At 52.9% G+C, this 5409-nt stretch carries 5 protein-coding genes; 3 read left to right on the top strand and 2 right to left on the bottom strand.

The annotated features are described in order from the left end of the window. Window positions 1-132: 132 nt before the first annotated feature. Entirely contained in the window at window positions 133-1149 is a 1017-nt protein-coding gene (rlmN, locus tag JUK32_RS01255) for a 23S rRNA (adenine(2503)-C(2))-methyltransferase RlmN (RefSeq protein ID WP_204137044.1), read from the bottom strand. A gap of 271 nt (window positions 1150-1420) precedes the next feature. Here rlmN and JUK32_RS01250 point away from each other — a divergent pair, with 271 nt between their 5' ends. Beyond that, the gene (locus tag JUK32_RS01250) at window positions 1421-1627 is read left to right on the top strand and encodes a hypothetical protein (RefSeq protein WP_204137043.1); all 207 of its coding nucleotides are present in this window, start codon (window positions 1421-1423) and stop codon (window positions 1625-1627) included. Between the two features lie 107 nt (window positions 1628-1734). Here the strand turns inward: JUK32_RS01250 and nblS are convergent, their stop codons facing one another. Beyond that, window positions 1735-3726, bottom strand: coding sequence for a two-component system sensor histidine kinase NblS (gene nblS / locus JUK32_RS01245; protein ID WP_204137042.1), 1992 nt, complete (start codon window positions 3724-3726; stop codon window positions 1735-1737). Between the two features lie 186 nt (window positions 3727-3912). Between nblS and JUK32_RS01240 the strand changes: the two genes are divergently transcribed. Together JUK32_RS01240 and JUK32_RS01235 are read left to right on the top strand one after the other, a co-directional pair. Beyond that, window positions 3913-4698 (top strand): ABC transporter permease, encoded by a 786-nt coding sequence (locus JUK32_RS01240; RefSeq protein WP_204137041.1) that lies wholly within the window; start codon window positions 3913-3915, stop codon window positions 4696-4698. 226 nt (window positions 4699-4924) lie between these two features. Then, a complete protein-coding gene (locus tag JUK32_RS01235; RefSeq protein ID WP_204137040.1) occupies window positions 4925-5113 on the top strand; it encodes an NblA/ycf18 family protein in 189 nt (62 codons plus the stop codon). Window positions 5114-5409: the final 296 nt, after the last annotated feature.

The following is a 5409-nucleotide window of genomic DNA, read 5'->3' as shown; positions in this document are numbered from 1 at the left end:
GGGCTTGCTCCTGGAGGGAGCCACTGCGTGAACGACAGGCTCAGCCTGAACGTACGGCTCACGCTCATCCTGAGCTTGTCGAAGGATATTGACGAAGTATGTCCAACCCTAAAATCAAGCACTGACAGAGCGCTAGTCAGCCAGCTTTTGGGCGCGGAGTTGTCCGCAGGCAGCATCTTTTTCCAGGCCACGCGAATACCGGACACTGACGGCGACATTGCGTTTTTTCAATTCGTCAACAAAGTCTTGAATTTGGTGATCGCTAGGCCGCTGATAGTCCACCTCGCTGATGGGATTGTAGGGAATCAGATTGACATGACTCTGAAAGCCCCCCACCATTTCCGCCAGTTCTCCGGCGTGGTGGGGCAGATCATTTAAGCCCGCGAGGAGAATGTATTCGAAGCTGATCCGTCGGCCAGTCACGTGGACATAGTCGTAGCATTCATCAATGAGCGTTTTTAGGGGATATTTCTGCGCACTGGGAATCAGCGTTTCACGCAACTGCTGATTAGAAGCGTGGAGGCTCACCGCCAGAGTGATTTGGAGTTTTTCATCTCCCAAGCGGCGAATCTGCCCCGGAATGCCCACCGTCGAAACGGTGATCGAGCGTTGGCCTATACCGATATCTTGATTCAGCGATCGCACCGCCTTCACCACATTCGGCGCATTCAGCAACGGCTCGCCCATGCCCATAAACACGATATTGCTGACCCGCTGACCAAAATCTTCCTGCACCGTCAGCACCTGATCCACGATTTCGTGGGTTTCTAAATTGCGCAAAAAGCCGCCCTTGCCCGTGGCGCAAAAATCACACGCCATCGGACATCCCACCTGCGACGACACACACACCGTCAGCCGCTTGACGGTCGGAATGCCCACCGCTTCGATAATGCTGCCATCCGTCAGCCTCAGCAAATACTTGATCGTGCCGTCGGGTGCCACGGAGCGAAAATGGAGCTGCGATCGCCCCACCGCCACCTCTGCCACCTCTGCCCGCCAAGCTTTTGAAAAGACTGTAATTTCCGTCAAGTTCCGCGCATATCGCTCATAAATCCACTGGTGTAGCTGTTTGCCACGATAAGCCGGTTGCCCCTGCCCTTTTACCCAGTCGGTTAACTCCTCCAGCGATTGGCCAAGCAATGGCTTCATCGTTGCAGGAGAGGTAGTGGCAGTCGGCATGGAGGACATAGGGCAGCTCACGAGAATGCCCCTCTATCCTATTACTGCCGCGCTGAGACGTGCACATTTCCCCGCCAACATCTGTCAGCAGTGCTAGAAAACTGCCGCTGACGGTCGGGAAGGAGGGGCACAGCAAGCCTGCCGCCAATCCCTTAAAATTTATGACTGGGTGCCGTTATGTATACAAGGTCAGCGCCAGTTTGGCTGCACCCGCGATCGCAAAGCCGTTTGGAGAAGTGGAATGGAGACGATTAATTGTGCTGAAGCCTGCAAGAATGGCTGCGTGTTGGGCGATAAGTGCCCCAATTTAGAATACAAAGAGCAGGCTGCGAAGTTTATTGAAGAAACCTCGCTTGATCAAATGCTCGCCATGGCGGACGAAGCGGTACGCCGCAAGATGATGGAGCGCGCTTCCCAGCCCCCGAAGTGGGTACTGCCAGAAGACTAATCGGCAACTGCCAGCGTAGGGGATGAGGTTCATCATCTGAATGCTGTGGCTGCCAGCCAGGGGAGAACATCGTTGGCTGGCAGCGATCGCAGTGAAATTACGACTCATCAGTTGTCGCTACTGCTCTGAGTTGAGAGCAACTCCGCCGATACATCATCCATCGTTTCACTCTCATCCGGAGTTGCCACCATGACCATCGGTGAGGTTTCTGCCTGATAGACTGGCAAATCGAACCAGAATGTCGTCCCCACGCCGACTTCGCTAATCAGATGTACCTGGCTGCTGTGTTTCTCGACAATATTTTTCACGATCGACAGCCCGAGGCCGGTGCCCTCCAAAGTATGCACTCGGTTTTCGACACGGAAGAAGCGATCAAAAATCGCTTCCTGGTCTTCGACCGCAATGCCGATACCCGTATCCGCCACCTCGATGCGAATAAATTCATCCAGACTATCGTGATGCTGGTGAGTGGGGAGTTGATAGGCCCGAATCATCACCTTGCCCCCCGCTTCAGTGAACTTCAGCGAATTGCCAATTAAGTTACCCAACACCTGTAATAGCAAATCGTAATTGCCCTGCACTGGCGGTAAACTCGCTGCGATTTCGTGGTGTAGGCTCACTTTTTTGTCCCGCGCGTTGAGTTGATAGGTGCGCAAGGTTTGCTCAATGGGCTGCGCGACTTCCACTTCGCCAAACTGATAGCGACGATTTGACTCCAAACGAGACAAATCGAGCACATCATTCACGAGCCGAGTCAGGCGATCGGTCTCATGATTAGTCGTTTCCAAAAACTCTTGTCGCTCTTCAGTACTCAGGTCATCCCCGTATTCATGCAGCGTTTCGATAAATGACTTGATATTGAATAAGGGAGTGCGCAGTTCGTGAGAGACATTGCTGATAAATTGACTCTTGGCCTCATTGAGCGCGACTTCCCGCGTCACATCTTGAACGGTAATCGCAATCCCTTTGACATTTTCGCGCGTCGGGTCGAGCACGGTATTCAGCAATACCCGAATCGTGCGGCTCGTCGGCTCCGTCAGCACAATCCGAAATTCCATGCCCTCAGACTCGCCTGCGGAGGCCATAAAGAGTGGCCGGGTGAGCTGTACCCGCACCGCATTGGGAAAATGCTGCAACACCGTGGCGTCAGCCAGATCGCGTCCTTCCCACCCAAAGATGCGGCGAGCAGCCGGGTTCACCAGCACCACATGCATATTGGTATCGAGCAAAATTGCGCCGTCAGCAAATGTAGAAACCAGAGTTTCTAGCTTGGCTTTTTCGGCGGTTAATTCTTCGATATTTTGCTCTTCGTAACGCTCTAGGCGCTCCGCCATATCGTTGAAGCTATAAATCAATTCCCCCAGTTCACCACCCAGGGGCAAATCAATCCGCTGTTGGAAGTTTCCCGCAGCGATGTTTTTCACCCCGGTCAGCAGCTCTTTGATGGGTTGGGTAATGGTGAGCGCATTGAATACAGCGCCCAAAATCACCATGGCCCAGATCGACACGAATACTGCCACGGTGACATCTCGCGTCAAGTTAGAGGAGGCGACAACGGTGGGGTTGGGATTGATTCCCAGGGCCAACACCCCCAGATAGTTACCGTCATACTTAATGGGGACAAAAACGTCGGTGACTTCCCCCGCCGGGGTTACATGCTGACGGACGAAGGGGAGATTAGCATTCCGAGCATAATCATCCGGCAACTGCATCCGGCGGCGCAGGGTGAGCGAGCTTTGGACGGACGCATCAGAATAGGGAATCCCAAAGTAGATGGAGCCTTCATCATCCGCATAGAGCATGTAACGCACACTCGACGTGCTCTGATAAAAGCTGTAAGAGAATCGCGCCAGTTCTTCGGTATCCCCGGCATAAACGAGGGGGGCGACGTTGGCGGACAAAAGCAAGCCCAAGTCGCGACCAAACCGCGTGTCATTGAAGCGCGCATCTTGCTGAATGGAGTTGACAGCCCAAAATGTCAGGCCACTCATGAGTAGGGAGACGACAAGGGTTGCCCCTGCCAATAGACGGGTTTGCAGCGTAAAGTCACGCCACCAACGCATCAAGACGTCCTGAATTTTTTTTAGCAGGCTGATCAACGCTATCTCCAGCTAGCAAATCGTTTGCGGTCTCAATCCCAAACCTGTCTCAAGCTCGAGACAATAGGAGTCACCGATCGCTGCTGCCAATCGCTCACAGCAGGGATTTTCTAGGTTAAGTCTATTGTGGCATGTCAACTTGCATTGGTAACGTGGCTAAAGGATGAGGCATCAAGGTACACGGGTATGGTAGTCAAAACCCTGCAGGACGCGATCGCAGTTGCCCAACGGATTTGGCAAGAGTTATGGCGACGGCGACGCAGCTTAATTTTTTGGGCGGTGTTTCCCGCCTTGATGCTGGTGATGAATAGCCTCATCTTGGCCGAACGGGCGCAGATTGAAACGGCAGCGGCCTATCAACAGGCTACCGCTCCCACGCTAGTAGGGGCAGCGCTCTTTTTTAGTTGCCTCGGCGGCAGTGTGGCCACCGTGGTAGCCGAGCGCGAACAGCAGACGCTGAAACGATTGTTTCTCTCACCGCTGAGCGGCATTGGCTACTTCTTAGGCATTTTTGTGGCGCATTGCGGTATTGGTCTGGCCCAGGCGCTGTTGGTGTGGACGATCGCGATCGCCGTCGGAGCCGAATTTACAGGATCGCTGCCACTGGCGATCCTGGTCATTTTGCTCAGTATTGCGGCCTATGTGGGACTGGGCTTTATTTTAGGAACGCAACTAGCGCGACGAACCGAAGACGTCAATGCGTTGGTGGCGGCCTTTGGGGTACCGCTGCTGTTGCTTGGGGGAGCCTTTTTGCCAATCCGCCTATTTCCCGATTCGCTGCTGTCATTGGCCGCATACAATCCGGTTTATCACATGATTTTGGCGTTGCAAGCAGCGGTAGACAGCGCCGAAATCAGCGAGCGCGAGGCGATCGCCCCTCACCTCACCTTTTTAGTCGGCTTTGCGGGGGCCATGGTCATCGCTGGCTGGGCCGCCTATCGACAAATGCTGCGTCGAGAACGCCAGCTGTAAACCCCGCTTTCTTTCCCGACAAAATTTCATCCCTGGAAACGGTAGCCTACTTATCACTCTCAACCCAAACAGTAGTCTATTTGTCAAACGCTCTTTACATTTTGTAAGATATTGATAGCCACTTGCGGAAGTTTGAGGCGATCGCGGGTACAAAAGACGCAACTTGCGCGTGGATTTGTCTCACACGTTCCGGCAAGTGTTGTTTCTCAAGTTGGACGATTGAACCATGAAAGAACCGATGAAACTCACTTTGGAGCAAAAGTTTAGTCTGCGCTCCTTTGAGACCCAAGTTGACAAGATGAGCCGTGAGCAAGCCCAAGAGTTCTTGGTCAAGCTGTACGAGCAAATGATGATGCGCGAAACCATGTACAAGCAATTCTTGAAACATGAGTGGGGGATTGACTCTGCGGCATAACGCATCGTTCTGAACAGTGACTTAACTCTAATGATCTGCATTGATGAGGTGCGACCTCCTTCTCTCGCTGAGTTCTACTCAGAATTGAGCCGGGGACGACGGGGCGTTTACCTTCTTCATAAGATCGGCCTTATATCTTCCAACTTTTTAACTGCAATCCTAACTGCTCGTATACAGCTCTCTTCAGTACAGCCCTTTTCAATGACTTGCTGTTAACCTGCGTGACTAGTACCGCATGGCGGAAATGCATATATCCTTAAGGAGTGAGTTTTAGAGGCTGACGTCGAATGCCTGGT

This window comes from Halomicronema sp. CCY15110 (genome assembly GCF_016888165.1).
Lineage (GTDB): Bacteria > Cyanobacteriota > Cyanobacteriia > Phormidesmidales > Phormidesmidaceae > Halomicronema.
Note: the sequence above shows the minus strand (reverse complement) of the source record. Positions and strands in the feature narration are given on the sequence as shown.